Raw genomic sequence first — 17,342 nt, 5'->3', positions numbered from 1 at the left:
GGCGAAGGCGCATCGGGCGCGACACCTGAAAAGTGGATTTCATATTCTCCGCCCAATACCTGCAGCCGATCTACGGTAAGGCCTGCGGCCCTTGCGGCAAGCAAGGCCTTGCGTAGGCCGCTTTCAGTTGCCCGAAGGCGGCGGCTGGGTTTCGTGGTCTCTGAAGCGTCCATTGTCGTCATCCTCTTTTTCTCCACAGTTCGAAATCAGTGACCATTTGCCGCCATCGCGCTGCAGCGGCTGGGTCTGTGTTCAGCCGGCTCCGGCTGGTGATCGCCAACACCGACAGCACCCGCGTCGCGGCAGTTCTGTCGGTCGCCGGATGCGGCAGATCGTGTTGCTCGATCAGAAACCGAATGAATGCCGGCTCGGTGCACTTCATGGCGCATTCTGCGGCATAGTCTTTCGCTGGCTTCCCGCCCTTCGCCTCAAGCGCCTGCTTAAGCTTCTGGATCTCCCGGCGGCGCTCGGCGTCACGTCTGGCGGCTGCATCCAGCATGCTGATCAGATCTGCAGGGATTTCGATATGCCGTCGGATCAATTCGCGGTTGTCGGCAGGGCAGGCGGCGGGAAGCGAGCAGATGATCTCCGGCTCGTCCGGGCCGGTGATCTCCAGATGCATGCCCGCGGTGTCGGCCAGAACGTCGACGAGCGGAACAGCCCGTGAGATCAGCGCACGATAGTTGTCGAGGCGTTCCCGTGCGGGCAGACGACTAGCCATGGCTGGATACCTCGTTCAGGAACCGTACCGGAATATCTCTGAACTCTTCTGGTTCATGCTCCGGCAGTGCCTCACGCATCGGCATCCAGAAGCCAATGAACTCCGGATGACCTTCAACGGTCATCACATTCGGTCGCTTCCTTGTCAGCCCGTGTTTGGTGGCCAGCAGGCGGGCATAGTCGATCACCGCCTTCATCGGCCACAGCCACTTCGCATTGAAAGAACAGGCGAGGGGATGAACGTCGGAGGTGGTGTTTCCTCGCCTGCAGGTCCGCTTGCAATGGTTTCGTGCCGCGTCATGATCATACCCCCGAGGCCGCTGCAAGTGCTGCCTCGAAGGCGGCAAGCGCATGGATAGTGAGAAGGAAGAGAAGAGCGCTGCCAAGAACTATCGCCGGCAGGACGATTCGGCGCAGGAAGGTGCAGTCTGCCAAAGTGAGAGGGTGCCTGTGAGCGGCGAGGCGGATGATCATGCATCACCGTCATTCTTCGCATCCACGGCTGCGAAGATGCGGGTGACGAGGCCATGTTTGCCGAGGGTGTCGTCAAAGCGGCGCCAGCGGAGGCGATCAGGCTCGGTCAGGGCGTAGAAGGTCACTTCCGACGGATCGAGGTCTGGCGGTAGGTATCCGCCATTGGGCAGCGGGGTTGAATCGGAGCTGTCGGTGTCATCGGAAATGCGCGCTGCGATCCCTGCTTCGGAAAACATGCCGCCGGGACCGAGCTTAGCGAATTCGAAGTCCGAGGGTTCGGCCACTTCGTCAACGACATCCCAGATATCATCGAGATTGCCCCAAACAATACCGTGCAAGTGCTTTGTCTCGATCGACCTTACCAGGTAGTTGCTCATCCCAATTTCCAATCCCTGCGAGGTTGGCGGGTAAAGGAGGGATTAACGCGGGGCCAACGAGCAGCCGAGCACCTGTTTTGCCACCTTGTCGCGGCTGGGATATTCAGTGAGCACCCTATTCGGTCATGGTTGGAGAGCGATGAGACTTTCGCGGTTTCGCGGAACTCGTTGGAGATGGATTCGGTGTCGGCGGCGGCCGGGAGTTGCCGCTCTCTCTCACTGTACATTATGCGATATTCCAGCTTCTATTGGCAATTCGCTTGATCTTGGGTTGTAGTTCGACGCCTCAGTGGTGCGCACAGGCCAAGACAGTAAGCTCATTAAGTGCGAAACTAAGTGGGAAAAATACCATAGTCAACTGGGTAATGGTAAAAATACCACTGTAGCAAAACAAGCCGGATTCTAGAGGGAGCGCTACGCGGAAGCACTCTGGCGTTCTGTTTGAGTGGGAAGATGGGTCGGTGAAGCTGTCCGCTGTGGTGCAGCCTTTTGGAGGCAGGCGACAAGCGTCATGCAATTGCCGCTACGCTGCGCAAAATCATTTTCAGTCACCATGCAGGAAGGCGGTCACGCCAACGAGGCTTCAGACTTTAGTAATATCGGAGCTATTGATCGACCTAAACGTCGCGATAAGTGTTCATTGAAAATAGTGGGTGAGTCAGTCACGCGGGTGAGCGCATTACGCCCCGAAGATTTCGTTGGTGGTCATGACTTTATGACGCGCGGTAATGCGCGCCTTTGGAATCTCGGTTGTTAGAGGCGCGTTGCCCTCTGCCAGGTGCCTCCTGAGAGTGACCGTTTCCGAGTTCTCGCCGTCAAAAACACCAAGCACGCGGCGTGAGCCGGGTCCATGACTAATCACTATCACAACGCAGTCGCCGAGCCGAGCCGGGCGAGCAGGATTTACAAATATCAGGTCGCCAGGAAAGAACTGTGGTTCCATCGATCGGCCTGACACATAGAGGGCATACACCTCCGAAATAGTCATTAGGGCTGACGGAATTATGGGGATAGCCCCCACCTTCTCGGTATCGTCTTGGGAGGTTTCTTCGGTGAATAATCCTGTGACCTGGCCGCGGATCGATATCGTTGGCGCGTCTGAGAGTACCTTCGTGATCGAGGGTTTGGTTTGCGGCGCTTTTGCCGATCTATCTGTGCGTACGAGTTCGCCGCGGCTCATGGCTACGGGGTCGAGCAGCAATGCTTCGGCAAGTCGGTTGAGGTTGCGGAGCTGCACGCTCTGCTTCCTGCCTTTGAGAATGTCGCCAATAAAATTTTCTTTCAGCCCGCTGCGCTTTGCCGCGGTCACATGACCAATGCCAAGTTCGGTCAATCGGGTGCTGACGATATCCTTTAATTCCATAGAATGATTGTAGGGTATTTCCCGTACTTTCATCACTGTTAGATTTCCCATTGTAAAATGGGAAAAATACCATTATCTGTTTGCGGCATGAAGCTGCATCTATCGAACCATCTTTTAAAACTGCCCATTGCAATCTCGGCGTGTTTTAGGTCGCCAAAACTGTCGTGGCAGACTTCTTCCGCACTTTCTGCGCGGCCGGTTTGGCCGCTCGACCCTTTTCCCTTTCGCGCGCACCGGGCAGCCTTTGCCCGTTGTTGCGCGCGGCGCGGACCCGGCGATCTCCTCCCGGCCGGTCCGCGCGGGGTGCGCCGGAGCGGGCCATATGGGCGCCTGCTCCGGCGCTGGTGTCCATCATTCGCTGCGGGCGCTGACCCATCGTTCTCGTGTCCTTCCCGGCTGCACCCGCCCTAGGCGCTCCATCCGACTGACCTGACCCTAAACCGCGATCCACCGTCCCGCCATGGGAAACGACGCCGGGCCTTTCCCGGCGCGCATAGCTTTTGTTGTTTTCGTAAAGGGAGAGACATGGCCGAAGAGCCCTCCATCGATCCGTTCATCCTCACCATCCGCTGCGCCCAGCGTGACCTGATCAAAAGGGCAGGGGGGATCGAGCGCGTTGCCCTGATCACCAACCGCTCGACCAGTGCCGTCGGCCGCTGGAACGGCAAGCGCGATACCGACATCATGCCGATCCCGGTGGTCAGGATCCTGGAAGAGGATACCGATGCACCGCTGGTGACCGAAGCCATGGCAGCCGCTGCCGGACGCAGGCTGACGGAATCGGATGAGCGCAGCAGGACGGCACTGTCGCTGATCCAGTGCATGGCGGGCGATCAGGCGAGCGAAGGCGAGCTGATGAGCACGATCCTCGAGGCGCTGGCCGACGGTCATGTGACGCCGACCGAGGCGCAGCTCTGCCTGCAGAAGCTCTCCGACAAGGAAATCAGCGAGGATCGGCTGAAGCGCTGCCTGATCGGCGCGATTGCCGGCGGCGGTCTTTCGGTGATCGACGGAAAAGCCGGCCGATGACGGGCACAGATCTTTCGCCCCGCATCTCCTGCCATCTCGTCTCGGTGGCAGGGTTCAGCTTTTGCCGCTGCGGCTGGAGCGATCATCCGATGATCGAGGCGCCCTGTGCCGAAGCACAGGAGGAGGCCGAAGATGCGGCCATCCGCAAGGTGATCGAAAGCGGTACCGACTGGCGACCGCGTGAACACTTTCTGGCGGACGGATCCGGCCTGATGCCCGGTCGGAAGGCTGGTGCAGCATGAGGTACTGGGACCGTCAGGAGATCGAGGCGATGGCCGCGATGCGGCGGGATGGCAAGGCGCTGACGGCGATTGCCAAAGCGTGGGGTGTCTCGCGCATGGTCGTTGCCGGCATTGCCCGCCGCAATCCGGATCTGTTTCCGGTGAGGGAGAGGAAGACCGAAGCGGAGAAGGCAGCCGCCATCGAGGCCGAACGCAAGGCGAAGGCTGCAAGGCTGCTGGCGAAGCGGAAGAAGAAGCCTGCACCAACAACTGCCATCGATGCACCGATCCGCAGGCAGGTGCCGATCGAGGCCTATGACACACAGCACATGCAGCTTCCGGGCAGTCCCACCGTGCCGTTCATCGACTGCGGAGAATTCCGCTGCCGGCTGGTGCTGACACCGGGCGGCGAACGGCTCGGCCCGGATGCACCCTGTTGCGGAAGACCGGTGGCAGAAGGTGCTGCCTACTGCCCGGAACACCAGAAGCTGATGTATCGGCCTTACGAGAGGAGGATGCCGGCATGGTGATGGCATCGCCTTCCTCACCTCCCATGCGGATCCTGATCGGCTGCGAGACCTCGGGCGTTGTCCGCCGGGCCTTTGCGGCCCTCGGTCATGATGTCTGGTCCTGCGATCTGTTGCCAGCCGAAGACGGCAGCAACCGTCACATGGTCTGCGATATCCGCGAGATCCTCAATGACGGCTGGGACCTGCTGGCGGTGATGCATCCGCCGTGCACACGGCTCTGCAACAGCGGTGTCCGCTGGCTCTCGGGTCCGCCCACCAATCCGCCGGGCGAGACCACGGCACAGGAGAAACAGGCATGGCCATCGCTCTCCACCGAAGCCCGCCGCATCATCATGTGGCGGCTTCTCGATGAAGGGGCGGCGCTGTTCTCGGCCTGCTGGAATGCACCGGTCGAACGGATCGCGGTGGAGAACCCGGTGATGCACCGGCACGCCAAGGCCCGGATTGCAGGCTATGCCCCGCCGGCACAGACGGTTCAGCCGTGGTGGTTCGGCGATCAGGCCTTCAAGGCCACCTCGCTCTATCTGCGCGGCCTGCCAAAACTGACCCCGACCGACAGGCTGACCCCGCCGAAGCCCGGCACGGACGAACACCGCCGCTGGTCGATCGTGCACCGGGCGCCATCCGGGGCGGACCGCTGGCGGCTGCGCTCCCGGACATATCCGGGCATTGCAGCTGCGATGGCCACCCAATGGGGCGGATATGCCGAGGACGCCCTGCAGGAGCTCTCCGCATGAGCGCCAACACATCCGTCCGCCACTTCGAACGCACCACCGTCGCGCACGGCAGCAGCATGGCCGCAGCCCTGCGGATCGTCTGCGGCTGCTGCGAGGCGAGCGGCTACGCGATCCTCACCGCCGCGCTGCGGCAGGCCCCACCCGAGGCGATCACGGACCACTTCCACGCCGGCGGCTGGAAGGTCGGAGCAACACCGGCAGATGACCGGTGCCCGGCCTGCCGGCGCAGAACCTCAGTCACAAACCGAACGAAAGGACAGGACATGGCAACCGCAAAGCCGCGAAAGGCGGCAACGAAGGCCTTCGCCGTCAAGGCAACGGCAGCCCTCACAGCAGCCCCGGCACCCAAAGCCCTCACAGCAGCCCCGGCACCAACAGAGGCCACCACAGCACCGCAGGCAGACCCGCCACCGGCGATGGACCGGGAAGACCGGCGGATCATCACCGAGAAGCTGGATGACGTCTATGGTGACCGCGGCTATCGCGGATCCTGGACCGATGCCACGCTCGCCCGGGATCTCAATGTCCCGCGTGTCTGGGTAAGCGACGTCCGCGAGGCCTTCTTCGGTCCGGAGGGCAGCAATCCGCTGCTCGACGAATACACCGCCGAGAAGGAAGGGTTTGATCGTCTCCATGCCGGCTTCATGGCAGCCCGCAAAGCCCACTGCGAAGAACATGACCGGCTGTTGAAGCTGGCGCTGGATCTTTCCGGCAAGGCCGACGAGATCGCCCGGATCGGCAAGCGGATCGAGCGGGAACTCGGCTGATGACCCCGGTTGCCGCCCTCATAGCCGATCTGGTGCGTGCAGGCGTCGATGCCGATCTGATCGGCCGCACGGCTGCAGCGCTGGCCGAGCGCGAACCCGTGTTCGTGCCGGCCACCGGCGAGGCGGATGACGTCATGGCTGCAGAAGGCCATGGCGGTCGTTCTGCTGCGGCCAGACGGCAGGCGCGCTACCGTGCTCGGAGGGCGGCAAAACCGGAGGCAGACCGTAACGCAGGCATAACGCGTGACGTAACGTGTTACGTAACGCGTGACGGTGGGCAGGATGCAGACGATAACGGCAGAGCCCCTGAGAATGCTGGCGAAACGGCAGATCAGGCCGCGGTCGGTGACGCTTCAGACCGTAACGCGGCGTTACGCTGCGTTACGGGTGACGTAACGCGTTACGGTGAGCCGCAAAAAGACACTTTCCCCCAAACCCCCTATCAGAAAAATTCCCCCCTGAAAGAAAAGGCCCCTAAAGGGGCCCAAAAGAAAGATCCCCCCGTCGGGGCGGAAGCGGGTTTGTTTGGAGCAGAACCGGATGCCGGTCTCAACACCGGTTTCGGGGCAGGTCTCAGGGCAGACCTCGGAGTCGAGCCGGAGAGGGCAGGGGCAACAGGCGACACCGTCAACACCGGCAAACGCCGGTCCCGTCGACACGGTGGCGATATCACCGGGCTGACGGCGGAGTTCGATGACGCTGTCTGGCCGATCTATCCGCAGAAGGTTGCCCGCAAGACGGCGCTGAAGGCATGGGCCTCGGCACGGCAGCGCGCCGACTTCGACACGATCATCGCCGGGCTGAAGCGCTACGTCGTCAAGACCGACGACCGACCGTGGTGCAACCTCTCGACATGGCTCAATCAGGATCGCTGGACCGACAGGCCTGCCCCGGAACCCGTGTCCACGCCCGCCGCATCATCGGCCAGATCACCGCCATGGCCGGCAACACGCGCCGATCATCTGCGTGAACACCAAAGGCGGGCGCAGGCATCCTTCGACAAACGCACAGGGCAGAACAATGGCAAACGAGATGCAGACATCATCGACATCGACATCGACAGAACTGACTGGACGGTTGAGAGCCGCCGCCCATGAAGCAGCAATGGAACCGGCAGGTGCACACCGCTCCGACCTGATGCTGGCGAAGCTGATGCAGTACGGCTTCATTCTCCCCGACAGCATCGATCCGGAGATGGCACCGGAGCTTTATGCGGACGTGCTGAGGGACAAGCCTGTCGGTGCCATGCGCCGGGTGTTCGAGAACCTCAGGCTCGGCCGCTATGAGCGCTTCCGCTCCTTCCTGCCGAAACCGCCCGAACTCTCCGCCCTCGTCGATGATGCCGCTCGTCATGACCGGGAGATGCTGCGGATCGAGCGCGAGCGGGTGAGTGGCATCGAAGAACGCCGGCGGCTTTCGGCATCGCTCTCACCGGAGGAGAAGCAACGCCGCAGGGAGAAGGTCGCAGCCGCCAAGGCCCTGATCGCCGGAGCCGCGGCTCACCGAACCACAGGAGGCCACGATGACCGGCACTGACAGCGAAGACCGCAGGACACTCAGAAAGACCTTCCTGAAGTTCTACCGGCAATGGCCGACCTTCGGCGATGACAGTGACGAGCGGGCCTTTGCCGAATGGCAGGGACTGACGGCAGAAGACCGGGAGAGGGCATCGAGCCTGCTGCCTGCTTTCCTCACCCTTGCCGCAATGAAGGGCAGGGCGGTGAAGTTTGCTGCCAGCACCTATCTCCGGGACAAGCGCTGGCAGGATGTGCCTGAAGGCATGGAAGCCCCGGCAACCGGCCCTGCCATGGCCGCAACCTTCGGCAAGGCCTGGATGGCCGAACGCTTCATCCGGCTTGCAGAACCCTGCACGCCGCTGCCACCGCTCACCCGGTTCCAGGAGCATGAGATCGCTGCAGGCAGAACGGACCGCAAAGCCCTCCAGCATGAGCGGATGCAGAAGATGGGCTGGCCTTCCGTGAATGCGATGCATGACCAGGCGGTGCGCTATCCGGGCCGAGGTATCCGGGTCTCGGCGGAAACGGTGCTGTTCGGCTCTGACTTCGAGCCAGTGAAGGTTGGAAGCGATCTCTGGCTGGCATGGGAGCAGGAGCACAGGGCCCGCGGTTATCCGTGGCTGACCGATACGGGCAGGGCGGAATGGGTCTACTTCCCGCCGCTCGATGACGGCACGCCGGCAACGGCGCTCAACGGCTTCTTCGACAGGTTACAGCGGATCGGACAGAGCGAGGCGGCAGCACAATGATGGTGGCGGGGACGGTGGCGAAGATGATGACGAGCAGCATGGAAGCGGAACTCGGTGAACGCAGTCTGCGCAAGCTGGAGCGGGATGACGCTGTCCGGCGGATGCGGCGGGACGAGCAGGGGGCGCTAGCCTCCGATACCGAAAGCGACACGGCCTGCTGGTATGTGGCCGTTGTTCATCCGGGTCATGAGCAGGAGACGGAGGCAGCCCTTAAGGCGATCGGGGCCGAGGCACTGGTACCGATGCGCCGGGGTAAGAGACGCAAGCGCCGTGGCAAGCTGCTGCCGCCGCAGGACGAGGTGCTGATGACCGGCTATGTCCTCGTCCGCTTCGTCAGCACGGCGAAGGCGCTGAGAGGATTGCTGAGGCAGGAGCATGTGACGGCGATCCTCGGAGGATGGGAAACACCCTATGCCCTCAAGGCCGATGCCATCGCAGCTCTCCTGCGCAAGGCGGACAACGGTGCTTTCGACTACGAGCGGCAGAGCGATGTACTGGTTGTTGCCGGTGACAGGGTGACGGTCGAAGACGGGATCTTCGCCGGGCAGGTGGGGACGGTGGTGACGCCCAACACCACGGGCAAGGGTGATGTCGTGATCGAGGTCGATCTGTTCGGGCGGATGACGCCGATGGTCGTGCCTTTGGCATCGATCAGCAAGGTGTAGTCCAATGGCTGGATTGTCGGCATCATTGATGCGTTGTTAAATCAACGCGTTCCCGGCGTCCAGATTCAGAGCTTCTGACTGAGTGCCTGGGACGGGTGCAGAAGGGCGGATCGTTTTGGCGGTCCGCCCTTTGGTTTACGGGGTCCGCCAGCCTTCAGAAAAACGGTGGGTCCTTCCGCAGCCCCTTGCCCTTGCGGGTATTTGGCACCGCGCGGGTTGCCCAGTCTGAGGCTAAATTCGAAGCCTAAAGTCGGGGCTAAAGTTTAGGTGTTGGATCCCAAGAATTGAGGGTGCGATATTCTCGATATGGACTGATGGGATCGTCTAATCGCAGCTAGGTCGTCAAGGTTGAATTTCTCTCAAGATCGCTGCCGAGTACATGTTTGTCTTCGCGGTCGACATCAGGCGCCGCATGATGGAGCTTCGCGGGACGAGCCTTCAATGTGGATGACGCATTCAGCTGAGATAGCGATGCAACTCCATCAACGGAATGGCTCGGCTCACGTCCCGGCAGGGACGCTGCAAACGCTAAATTATAGAACGCTATCGGTATTATGCGGTCGCGCCCGCAGTCGGATTGAAGAATTCTCCGGTCTTCAGCATGGTGTGCATGGTGAAAGCCAGCTTTCGCGCGACAGCCACGGCAGCTCTTTTGAAGCCGCCCCTCTCTCGCAGCTGAAGACCCCATGTCCGCAACGAACTCTGTTTGGAACTGCGCGTGAGAATAACCGAGGCCGCTTCGTATAGGAGCCCGCGCAAATGGCGGTCTCCGCGTCGGGATATATGCCCGTCATAATCGACTTCGCCAGACTGGTAACGGCGCGTGGTGAGGCCGACCCATGCGCCCACGGATCGAGACTTTCTGACGTTCCCAGGCTCCTCAATGGCCGTTGCGAAAGAAGTCGCAATGATTGCTCCCACGCCGGGAATAGACATCAGAACGCGGCAAGCTCGGCTCTGTCGGGCATCCACGACCAACTGACGTCCGAGGTCCGCGGCGCGAGCGCGCAGACCTTTCCAGGCATCGAGAAGCGGTAACACGATATGGGCGAGATCATCACTGCTGGAAAGAAGATCTCGAACGTTCTTCTCGAATACGCTTCCTTTGCCGGCTGGGATGACCAAGCCGAACGTCTTCATGATACCGCGGATCTGGTTGGAAAGTTCGGTCGTCATATGGACCAACCGGGTGCTGGCCGCGGCAAGCGTGCGCGCTAACATGCTGTCGAACCGCTTCACGCGGACCTCGCGAAAGAATCCTACCTCCGCCAGGTGGGCCAGCCCATCGGCATCATTGGCAGCCGTTTTGTTCGTTGCCATGTCGAGCGCCGCTTTAGCGTGTAGTGCATCAATGCAGATGACAGGAAGGTCTTTGGCTCGAAGCGCATGATAGAACCACACCGAGAGCGGCCCTGTTTCAAACACCACCCGCTTAACCGTGGGTGCTCGTTTGCGGATCAACTCGGCAATAATGTGAGGATCTAATGCGCATTTCCCGCGCCAGATACGCACCCCAACCCGCGGATCGCAACTGCTGTCTCTTTCATAGATACATCGCGGCCGATATACTCTTCCATGGCTGTTTTCCGTTGATGCTAGGCCCGGCGTCCAGTCGAGAGTCCGTACTTCATCATATCGGGGAACCGTTGTTCGACGACTGCGAATCGTCGGAGCGATGAGGGTGATCGCCGGATCATCGAAAAGCTTGGCGGTTCGAACCGCTGCCTCGCTGTCCTCGTGGCAAGCAAGCCCCAAATGGTCGCGGCCGTTGCGCTGGCGAATACGATGGTCCGGAGAATCCCTGAAACCTCGACCAAGCAAGCCGATTACCTAAACGCGTGACTGAAACCGGCAAAGTACAAGGCATGACATAGCCGCAAGGCCGGAGTGAGCGATCGATGAGAAGTGCGCGACACGGGTCTCGAAGTTCAAGGTAGGAAAATGCAGCACTGGGGGGCTCTAGCGCTTGTAGCGATCTGCAGCGATGTGAGCCCAGCCATTCCGAATGGCATACAGACCCGTGGCGCCATCGAAGGCCACAATCTGAGGCCCGTCACATGTTCGGTGGAAGGCCCCGCCGAAAAAACTTAGAGCCGGATTCAAAGGTTCATGATGGGAAACAATATCTTGCAAGTCGCCTGATCATCACCTTGATGCTTGCGATGTTGATCCATGCTGTGGCGGTTGCGATGGACTTTTCCCAATCCTTTGCCAGTCGCCGGCATCGACCGAACCAGCCGAAGGTGCGCTCGACGACCCAGCGGCGGGGCAGAACCTCAAAGCCTTTCGCTGTGTCGGAGCGCCTGATGATCTCAAGGTTCCACTGGCCGCATCCACGCAGCGCCTTTCGCAACTTCTGCCCGACATAGCCGCCATCCGCGAAGACATGGCGCAGCCAGGGGAAGCGGTAACGGATGGCTTTCAGGACATCGGGTGCACCGTCACGGTCCTGGATATCAGCGACACTCTGGCTGTCGATGACACCGGCCGTGGGCGAGGCCTCGCGCCCCTACAGCCCAATCACGTCCCGCCAAATCGGTTGGATAGCGAAGGCAATCACGGTTAAGCTGCAGGCGGGCGATATCAGTCCAGGGCATGTGATTCTCCACGCTCTTGGCAGAGGTGGTTGAACCCATCCTTTCTCGTATCATTCAATAAATTTTAAATTGGGCTCGTAGACAAAGCTTATCAAAGGGGCAATCACGGCATCAGTTCAGATCGTTGTACCGTACGACCGTACCGGAATAGGACAGGAGTTGACGGCGGCGACAGTGATAGGAAATAGCAGGTCCCGCAAACGCAGAAAAATCGTGGATAGGAGGAATTCGTTGCGCGCGGCCATGTCACGACGCTGAAGCGCTCAGTGATTTCTTTGGCTTTGTCAAAGCGATCAAGATTGGTTATGCTGATTTCGATCTGGGCCGGCGCTTTATTTCAGCCTAATTATGCGTTTTTTTATATTTTTTGTTTAGCTATACCCTTTTTTTGAGGTTTTTGTGCACAATAACGTGAAGAAAAATATTGAATCCGTTCAGGTGTTGCGGGGGCTCGCTGCGTTGGCAGTAGTTTGCTATCACACCTATATTATATTGATGGAACCTCAATACGGAAGCCACGTCGTTTTTCAAGGATTTGCAAAATATGGTTTTTTAGGGGTGAGTTTCTTTTTTGTTTTGAGCGGTTTTATAATTTACCTCGCACATGACAAAGATTTGGGCGTTCCGAGTTCTGTTCCTACTTATATCTATAAGCGTGCTGCGCGTGTCTATCCCGCATATTGGGTCTATCTAACGTTGTTCCTGCTAGCCGCAGCTGTCGGTATCGGTTATCCCGATTTTTCTTGGCACCCTATTAATTTGATTTCGTCCTACATTCTGTTTCCGCTGGATGGCGGTGCTATCAGCCTGCCGCTGAAGGTCGCGTGGACGCTTGTGTACGAGGTGCGATTTTATCTGCTCTTTATCGTGTTGCTTTTGTTTGGGCGGAGGGCCCTTTGGGGGTTCGTGGGGTGGGCTGGCGTAATTATCGTGGGATATTTCGCCGGATGGTTTCTTCCGTTTGATCTTTTATCTCTCTGGAATCTCTATTTCTTGATGGGGATGCTCGGGTTCGTTTTGCTCAAGCACATTCCCGAGCGCTTAGGAGCCGTTGTCTTCATGGCCGGCATGCTTCTCTTCGTTTTGTATGCCGTGCTGGGATCGGAAATTATTCGCATTGCGAACCTTTCCGAGGAGCGCTTTTCATATTTACACTTTATCCTAGGGCCAAGCTTCTGGTGCATCATTATCGGTGCGATACTGATCGAAAGGCGATACGCACTCCGGTATCCCTCACTACTCAGATTCTTCGGCGATGCATCTTATTCCGTCTATCTGGTTCATTCGGCTGTAATTTCTGTACTAACGCAGATTTCAATGAAGTTTGGGGTGATCGACGCAATTGGACCGCATGCTTATTTTCTCGTCGCGTTTTTGATTGCAGCTTCTGCTGGCGGCGTCGCTTACAGATTGGTGGAGCAACCCTTGATCGGGGTCTTCGCTCGTCTTCGAACTAGCTAAGTTTTCTCGGGTATTTTTTATGATGCTTGTTCAAAAAGAGTTTTTAGGAAGTTATTAATGAGAGACCGTTTGAGAGAACTCGATGGTTTGCGTGGGGTGGCGATACTCATCGTAATTTTCTATCACTACCTTGGCCGATTTCCAGACTTCTATCCCTATGGGTTCAATGTCAGCAACGTGTTCGAGTATGGGAAGCTTGGCGTTCATCTGTTTTTTATTATTTCCGGATTCGTGATTTCGCTCACATTGGAGCGGAGTGCGGTGGCCGTTGAATTTGTTTCAAAACGTCTTGGTCGGTTGCTGCCGCCGATGATTGCGTGTTCCCTCTTAACCTTCGCGGTTATGTGGTCCGTTGATACGCCCTTCACGCAGTTTCGACGAGTCGGTTGGGAGGGGTTCTTTCCTTCGTGGACTTTCACGCGTCCGCTGCTCTGGCATCCGATATTCCCCAATGCGGATTATATAGATGGGGCGTACTGGTCGCTATTTGTTGAAGTTCGATTCTATTTTTGGGCAGCGGTTTTTGCGTTCATGCCGTATTTTCGCAAATTTACGCTCGTCACGAACATGATGTTTATGTTTTTTGTTGCGTACGCCCTCAGAATAATATTCTTGCTCCTTGGATGGCGATATGCTTACTTTGCGAACAATATGTTATTCTTCACCGATCATTTATATCTTTTTATATCTGGTGTTCTGTTTTATAATATATTTCAGGGTCGTAACTTAATATCAAATTCCATTATGGTTTGTGTGGTCTACTCTGCATTATTCTTAACCGGAAATGATTTCTATAGTTGTTTAGTTGTTACTTCATTTTATTTTATTTTTATATTGCTTGTTTTTAATCGGCCTCTCGTGGGATTTCTTTGCTTTAGACCGCTGGTTTTTGTTGGAGCTGTCAGCTATTCAACCTATTTGTTGCATCAGAATATTGGTGTGACGATTCTGACTTCACTGCCCGCCGGCTGGTCGGCGGCTGGATACCTACTTATGATTGCTGGCACGATTGCGCTGGTTCTGTTTCTGGGTTGGATGTCGTTTAATTTCATCGAGCGGAAAAGCTACTGGTATGCCAATATCTTAGCATCTCTCTTTGCTCGCTTGCCCAGAGCTAAGGAGGGGTGATGTAGTCTTGTTGTCATCGATAGTGTCGAGTTGACGTTTCATATAGTTTCTCATTTTAAGCTATAGAATTTAGATACTGAATAGGTGTTGATATGAAGATCGCCGTCGCAGGAATTGGATATGTTGGTCTGTCAAATGCCATTTTGTTGGCGCAGAACAACGAAGTGATTGCTGTAGATATAAGTCCGGATCGGGTCGCTGACCTAAACAATAAAATTAGTCCGATCGTCGACAATGAAATCGAAGATTTTCTGAGGAACAGAAAACTAAATCTTTTCGCAACCACCGAATATGGTGTTGCTTACAAGGACGCTTCGTTCGTGATCGTCGCTACGCCGACTAACTACGATTCGGTAAACAATTATTTTGACACATCATCCGTTGAGGCCGTCATCAAGCAGGTGAAGGAGATCAATCCCTCTGCGACGGTGGTGGTGAAGTCAACAGTGCCTGTTGGTTTCATTGAGCGTATGCGCAGCGAGCTGAATACAAATATGGTGATGTTCTCGCCTGAGTTCCTTAGGGAAGGACGGGCACTTTATGACAACCTTCACCCGTCCAGGATCATTGTGGGAGAGCGCTCTGAGCGCGCCAGACAGTTTGCCGACCTGCTACTTGGAGGGGCGATCACAAAAGATGTTCCTGTCCTCTTTACCGATCCCTCGGAGGCGGAAGCGATCAAACTGTTCGCCAATACCTATCTCGCAATGCGCGTTGCCTATTTTAATGAGCTCGATTCCTACGCCATGTCGCATGGAATGGACTCCAAGCAGATCATCGAGGGCGTCGGACTCGATCCACGTATCGGTAGCCACTACAACAATCCTTCGTTCGGCTACGGCGGTTACTGCTTGCCGAAGGACACGAAACAACTATTGGCAAACTACTCGGAAGTGCCGCAGAATCTCATCCGTGCCATCGTGGATGCAAATCGAACGAGGAAAGATTATCTGGCCGACCAGATCATTGCGAAAAGTCCCAAGACGGTCGGCATCTATCGACTGGTCATGAAAGCTGGATCGGATAATTTTCGGCAATCCTCCATTCAGGGCATCATGAAGCGGGTCAAGGCTAAGGGTATCGACGTTATCGTATATGAGCCCGTTCTTGATGCTCCGGAGTTCTTTAAATCTCCTGTGGTAAACGAGCTGTCTGAATTTAAGGCAAAGAGCGATGTGATCGTAGCTAACCGAGTGACGGCCGATATTTCAGATGTGATTGACAAGGTCTTTACCCGTGACCTGTTCGGTGCGGACTGAGGAGAATTGATATGACCAGCCGTACAGCATTTGTTACCGGTTCCGCCGGATTTATTGGATATCATCTTTGCTGCCGCTTGCTCGCAGATGGCTTCAGGGTGATCGGGCTCGATGCAATGACTGACTATTATGATGTAGCTCTCAAGGAGCGGCGGCAGTCCATGCTTTTGCAGAATCAAGGGTTTCGCGCGATCAATGATTGTGTCGAAGCGCCTGACTTGCTGATGGATATCTTCTCTGACGAAAAGCCAGATGTCGTGGTACATCTCGCTGCGCAAGCCGGCGTGCGTTACTCTATCGAGAATCCTCGCTCTTACCTTGAAAGCAACCTTATCGGCACATTTGAGCTGCTGCAGGCTATGCGGGCATTTCCGCCTGCTCATTCTTTGCTGGCTTCTACCTCATCGGCTTACGGTGCCAACACGGACATGCCTTATGTCGAAACGGTGAAGGCCGACCACCAGATGTCCTTTTATGCTGCCACAAAGAAGGCGAATGAGAACATGGCGCATTCCTATGCGCATTTGTTTGAACTTCCGATCACGATGTTTCGGTTCTTCACCGTTTATGGCCCTTGGGGGCGGCCTGATATGGCATTGTTCAAGTTTACTAAAGCTATTCTCGAAGGGCGTCCGATTGATGTCTATAACTTCGGTGACATGAAGCGTGACTTCACTTTCGTTGAAGATCTCGTAAATGCCATCCGATTGCTGATTGACGTACCGCCGGTGCGTCCCGAAGACGGGATTGTGCCTGACGGTGATAGCCTGTCACCAGTAGCCCCATGGCGGGTAGTTAACATCGGAAATTCCGATTCAGTTCAGCTGACCGAGTTCATTGAGGCCATCGAAAGGGCGACGGGGAAGGTCGCAGAGCGCAACTTGATGCCAATGCAGGCCGGAGATGTGCCTGCAACCTGGGCGGATGCGTCGCTGCTCATGTCGCTCACGGGCTACAGGCCGACGACGCCGGTAATTAAGGGGGTTGCTCAGTTTGTTGATTGGTATCGCGATTACTATCAGCTTTAGGATCTGGGTAGCTCGTGGCTGAAACTCGGTTGTTGCTACAGCGCGCGTTCTCTCTCTTGCTGCAGCCTGTCTTTTGGACAGGACGGGCAGAGAGCAGTTGATTTCTTGAGCGAGAACCGCCTTTAGCCCTTCTGTTTAATCACGAAGCAATATTGTCTTGAGCTGATCCGGAGAAACGGTTTGAAACGCATATTGAAAAAGATCCAATTAGCCTATTACAAGCGTCGCGCCCCGGTGCACTATGCACGGATGATTGGTGTCAATGTTGGCGAGAATTGCCGCCTTATTCGAGTCAGCTATAGTTCTGAACCATATCTCATAAAGCTTGGTAATCATGTCAGTGCCACGGCTACACGGTTCGAAACCCATGATGGAGGCGTTTGGGTTTTCCGCAATAGTAGCCCTGACATTGATGTGGTAAAACCTATCGTAGTCGGAGACAATGTCTTTATAGGCTATGGGGCAGTAATTATGCCTGGCGTGACAGTTGGGAGTAACGTCGTAATTGGTGCTGGGTCCGTGGTCACACGTGACATACCCGATAATGTTGTTGCTGTCGGAGTTCCGGCAAAAGTGCTCCGCAGGCTCGATGAGTATCGTGAGAAAGTTCATGAGATCGGGAAGCGCACTAAGCGTTTGCCGGATGACGAAAAGAAGTCTTTTTACCTCGAATTGTACAAAGACCGCCTAAAATAGACGTAAAAAATTCATATCGAACAA

General features: G+C 56.7%; 18 protein-coding genes and 2 pseudogenes. 14 read left to right on the top strand and 6 right to left on the bottom strand.

Going from position 1 to position 17,342, the window contains the following annotated elements; translation table 11 throughout:
- Positions 1-178: 178 nt before the first annotated feature.
- From TM49_RS16930 to TM49_RS16915, 4 genes are all read right to left on the bottom strand, one after another.
- The gene (locus tag TM49_RS16930; protein WP_052699901.1) at positions 179-721 is read right to left on the bottom strand and encodes a hypothetical protein; all 543 of its coding nucleotides are present in this window, start codon (positions 719-721) and stop codon (positions 179-181) included.
- Complete coding sequence (locus tag TM49_RS16925; protein WP_045682995.1) at positions 714-917, bottom strand: hypothetical protein; 204 nt, start codon at positions 915-917, stop codon at positions 714-716. The genes TM49_RS16930 and TM49_RS16925 overlap by 8 nt, the downstream gene beginning before the upstream one ends.
- 273 nt (positions 918-1,190) lie before the next feature.
- Positions 1,191-1,571 (bottom strand): hypothetical protein, encoded by a 381-nt coding sequence (locus TM49_RS16920; protein WP_045682994.1) that lies wholly within the window; start codon positions 1,569-1,571, stop codon positions 1,191-1,193.
- A 679-nt stretch (positions 1,572-2,250) separates the two neighbouring features.
- Positions 2,251-2,967 carry a S24 family peptidase gene (locus TM49_RS16915; RefSeq protein ID WP_045682993.1) on the bottom strand — a complete coding sequence of 239 codons (717 nt, stop codon included), beginning with the start codon at positions 2,965-2,967 and terminating at the stop codon, positions 2,251-2,253.
- Between the two features lie 492 nt (positions 2,968-3,459).
- Here TM49_RS16915 and TM49_RS16905 point away from each other — a divergent pair, with 492 nt between their 5' ends.
- Genes TM49_RS16905 through nusG form a run of 9 tightly spaced genes read left to right on the top strand, consistent with a single transcriptional unit; the run spans position 3,460 to position 9,149 of the window.
- The gene (locus TM49_RS16905) at positions 3,460-3,963 is read left to right on the top strand and encodes a hypothetical protein (protein WP_045682092.1); all 504 of its coding nucleotides are present in this window, start codon (positions 3,460-3,462) and stop codon (positions 3,961-3,963) included.
- Positions 3,960-4,205 carry a hypothetical protein gene (locus TM49_RS16900; protein WP_045682991.1) on the top strand — a complete coding sequence of 82 codons (246 nt, stop codon included), beginning with the start codon at positions 3,960-3,962 and terminating at the stop codon, positions 4,203-4,205. The genes TM49_RS16905 and TM49_RS16900 overlap by 4 nt, the downstream gene beginning before the upstream one ends.
- Complete coding sequence (locus TM49_RS16895; protein ID WP_045682990.1) at positions 4,202-4,714, top strand: GcrA family cell cycle regulator; 513 nt, start codon at positions 4,202-4,204, stop codon at positions 4,712-4,714. The genes TM49_RS16900 and TM49_RS16895 overlap by 4 nt, the downstream gene beginning before the upstream one ends.
- Positions 4,708-5,451: a hypothetical protein gene (locus TM49_RS16890; protein ID WP_244464743.1), complete on the top strand. Its 744-nt coding sequence runs from the start codon at positions 4,708-4,710 to the stop codon at positions 5,449-5,451. Before TM49_RS16895 ends, TM49_RS16890 begins: the two co-directional genes overlap by 7 nt.
- A complete protein-coding gene (locus tag TM49_RS22710) occupies positions 5,448-6,218 on the top strand; it encodes a hypothetical protein (RefSeq protein ID WP_052699900.1) in 771 nt (256 codons plus the stop codon). The genes TM49_RS16890 and TM49_RS22710 overlap by 4 nt, the downstream gene beginning before the upstream one ends.
- Entirely contained in the window at positions 6,218-7,315 is a 1,098-nt protein-coding gene (locus TM49_RS23495) for a hypothetical protein (RefSeq protein WP_144409591.1), read from the top strand. Before TM49_RS22710 ends, TM49_RS23495 begins: the two co-directional genes overlap by 1 nt.
- Positions 7,316-7,322: 7 nt before the next feature.
- Entirely contained in the window at positions 7,323-7,754 is a 432-nt protein-coding gene (locus TM49_RS16875; protein WP_045682988.1) for a hypothetical protein, read from the top strand.
- On the top strand, positions 7,741-8,484 hold the full coding sequence (locus TM49_RS16870) for a hypothetical protein (protein WP_045682987.1): 744 nt from the start codon (positions 7,741-7,743) through the stop codon (positions 8,482-8,484). The genes TM49_RS16875 and TM49_RS16870 overlap by 14 nt, the downstream gene beginning before the upstream one ends.
- 23 nt (positions 8,485-8,507) lie before the next feature.
- Positions 8,508-9,149 (top strand): transcription termination/antitermination protein NusG, encoded by a 642-nt coding sequence (nusG, locus tag TM49_RS16865; protein WP_158498653.1) that lies wholly within the window; start codon positions 8,508-8,510, stop codon positions 9,147-9,149.
- Between the two features lie 552 nt (positions 9,150-9,701).
- Here nusG and TM49_RS16860 read toward each other — a convergent pair.
- Together TM49_RS16860 and TM49_RS16855 are read right to left on the bottom strand one after the other, a co-directional pair.
- A pseudogene (locus TM49_RS16860) lies at positions 9,702-10,726 on the bottom strand (IS110 family RNA-guided transposase).
- Positions 10,727-11,256: 530 nt separating this feature from the next.
- A pseudogene (locus TM49_RS16855) lies at positions 11,257-11,658 on the bottom strand (transposase); the annotation flags it as partial.
- A gap of 499 nt (positions 11,659-12,157) precedes the next feature.
- On the opposite strand from TM49_RS16855, the gene TM49_RS16845 reads away from it, so the two are divergent.
- The 5 genes from TM49_RS16845 (at position 12,158) to TM49_RS23115 (ending at position 17,318) form a co-directional block, all read left to right on the top strand.
- A complete protein-coding gene (locus TM49_RS16845) occupies positions 12,158-13,207 on the top strand; it encodes an acyltransferase family protein (protein WP_045682984.1) in 1,050 nt (349 codons plus the stop codon).
- 57 nt (positions 13,208-13,264) lie between these two features.
- Complete coding sequence (locus TM49_RS16840) at positions 13,265-14,335, top strand: acyltransferase family protein (protein WP_045682983.1); 1,071 nt, start codon at positions 13,265-13,267, stop codon at positions 14,333-14,335.
- A 92-nt stretch (positions 14,336-14,427) separates the two neighbouring features.
- Positions 14,428-15,594 (top strand): nucleotide sugar dehydrogenase, encoded by a 1,167-nt coding sequence (locus TM49_RS16835; RefSeq protein WP_045682982.1) that lies wholly within the window; start codon positions 14,428-14,430, stop codon positions 15,592-15,594.
- 11 nt (positions 15,595-15,605) lie between these two features.
- Positions 15,606-16,622 carry an NAD-dependent epimerase/dehydratase family protein gene (locus TM49_RS16830; RefSeq protein ID WP_045682981.1) on the top strand — a complete coding sequence of 339 codons (1,017 nt, stop codon included), beginning with the start codon at positions 15,606-15,608 and terminating at the stop codon, positions 16,620-16,622.
- Between the two features lie 180 nt (positions 16,623-16,802).
- The gene (locus TM49_RS23115) at positions 16,803-17,318 is read left to right on the top strand and encodes an acyltransferase (RefSeq protein WP_244464742.1); all 516 of its coding nucleotides are present in this window, start codon (positions 16,803-16,805) and stop codon (positions 17,316-17,318) included.
- Positions 17,319-17,342: the final 24 nt, after the last annotated feature.

It is taken from the genome of Martelella endophytica (assembly GCF_000960975.1).
Taxonomy (GTDB): Bacteria; Pseudomonadota; Alphaproteobacteria; order Rhizobiales; family Rhizobiaceae; genus Martelella; species Martelella endophytica.
Note: the sequence above shows the minus strand (reverse complement) of the source record. Positions and strands in the feature narration are given on the sequence as shown.

Bases quoted from the DNA above. Each gene is read 5' to 3' on its own strand.
- TM49_RS16930 (WP_052699901.1), bottom strand. From the start codon at position 721: ATGGCTAGTCGTCTGCCCGCACGGGAACGCCTCGACAACTATCGTGCG.
- TM49_RS16925 (WP_045682995.1), bottom strand. From the start codon at position 917: ATGAAGGCGGTGATCGACTATGCCCGCCTGCTGGCCACCAAACACGGG.
- TM49_RS16920 (WP_045682994.1), bottom strand. From the start codon at position 1,571: ATGAGCAACTACCTGGTAAGGTCGATCGAGACAAAGCACTTGCACGGT.
- TM49_RS16915 (WP_045682993.1), bottom strand. From the start codon at position 2,967: ATGAAAGTACGGGAAATACCCTACAATCATTCTATGGAATTAAAGGAT.
- TM49_RS16905 (WP_045682092.1), top strand. From the start codon at position 3,460: ATGGCCGAAGAGCCCTCCATCGATCCGTTCATCCTCACCATCCGCTGC.
- TM49_RS16900 (WP_045682991.1), top strand. From the start codon at position 3,960: ATGACGGGCACAGATCTTTCGCCCCGCATCTCCTGCCATCTCGTCTCG.
- TM49_RS16895 (WP_045682990.1), top strand. From the start codon at position 4,202: ATGAGGTACTGGGACCGTCAGGAGATCGAGGCGATGGCCGCGATGCGG.
- TM49_RS16890 (WP_244464743.1), top strand. From the start codon at position 4,708: ATGGTGATGGCATCGCCTTCCTCACCTCCCATGCGGATCCTGATCGGC.
- TM49_RS22710 (WP_052699900.1), top strand. From the start codon at position 5,448: ATGAGCGCCAACACATCCGTCCGCCACTTCGAACGCACCACCGTCGCG.
- TM49_RS23495 (WP_144409591.1), top strand. From the start codon at position 6,218: ATGACCCCGGTTGCCGCCCTCATAGCCGATCTGGTGCGTGCAGGCGTC.
- TM49_RS16875 (WP_045682988.1), top strand. From the start codon at position 7,323: ATGGAACCGGCAGGTGCACACCGCTCCGACCTGATGCTGGCGAAGCTG.
- TM49_RS16870 (WP_045682987.1), top strand. From the start codon at position 7,741: ATGACCGGCACTGACAGCGAAGACCGCAGGACACTCAGAAAGACCTTC.
- nusG (WP_158498653.1), top strand. From the start codon at position 8,508: ATGATGACGAGCAGCATGGAAGCGGAACTCGGTGAACGCAGTCTGCGC.
- TM49_RS16840 (WP_045682983.1), top strand. From the start codon at position 13,265: ATGAGAGACCGTTTGAGAGAACTCGATGGTTTGCGTGGGGTGGCGATA.
- TM49_RS16835 (WP_045682982.1), top strand. From the start codon at position 14,428: ATGAAGATCGCCGTCGCAGGAATTGGATATGTTGGTCTGTCAAATGCC.
- TM49_RS16830 (WP_045682981.1), top strand. From the start codon at position 15,606: ATGACCAGCCGTACAGCATTTGTTACCGGTTCCGCCGGATTTATTGGA.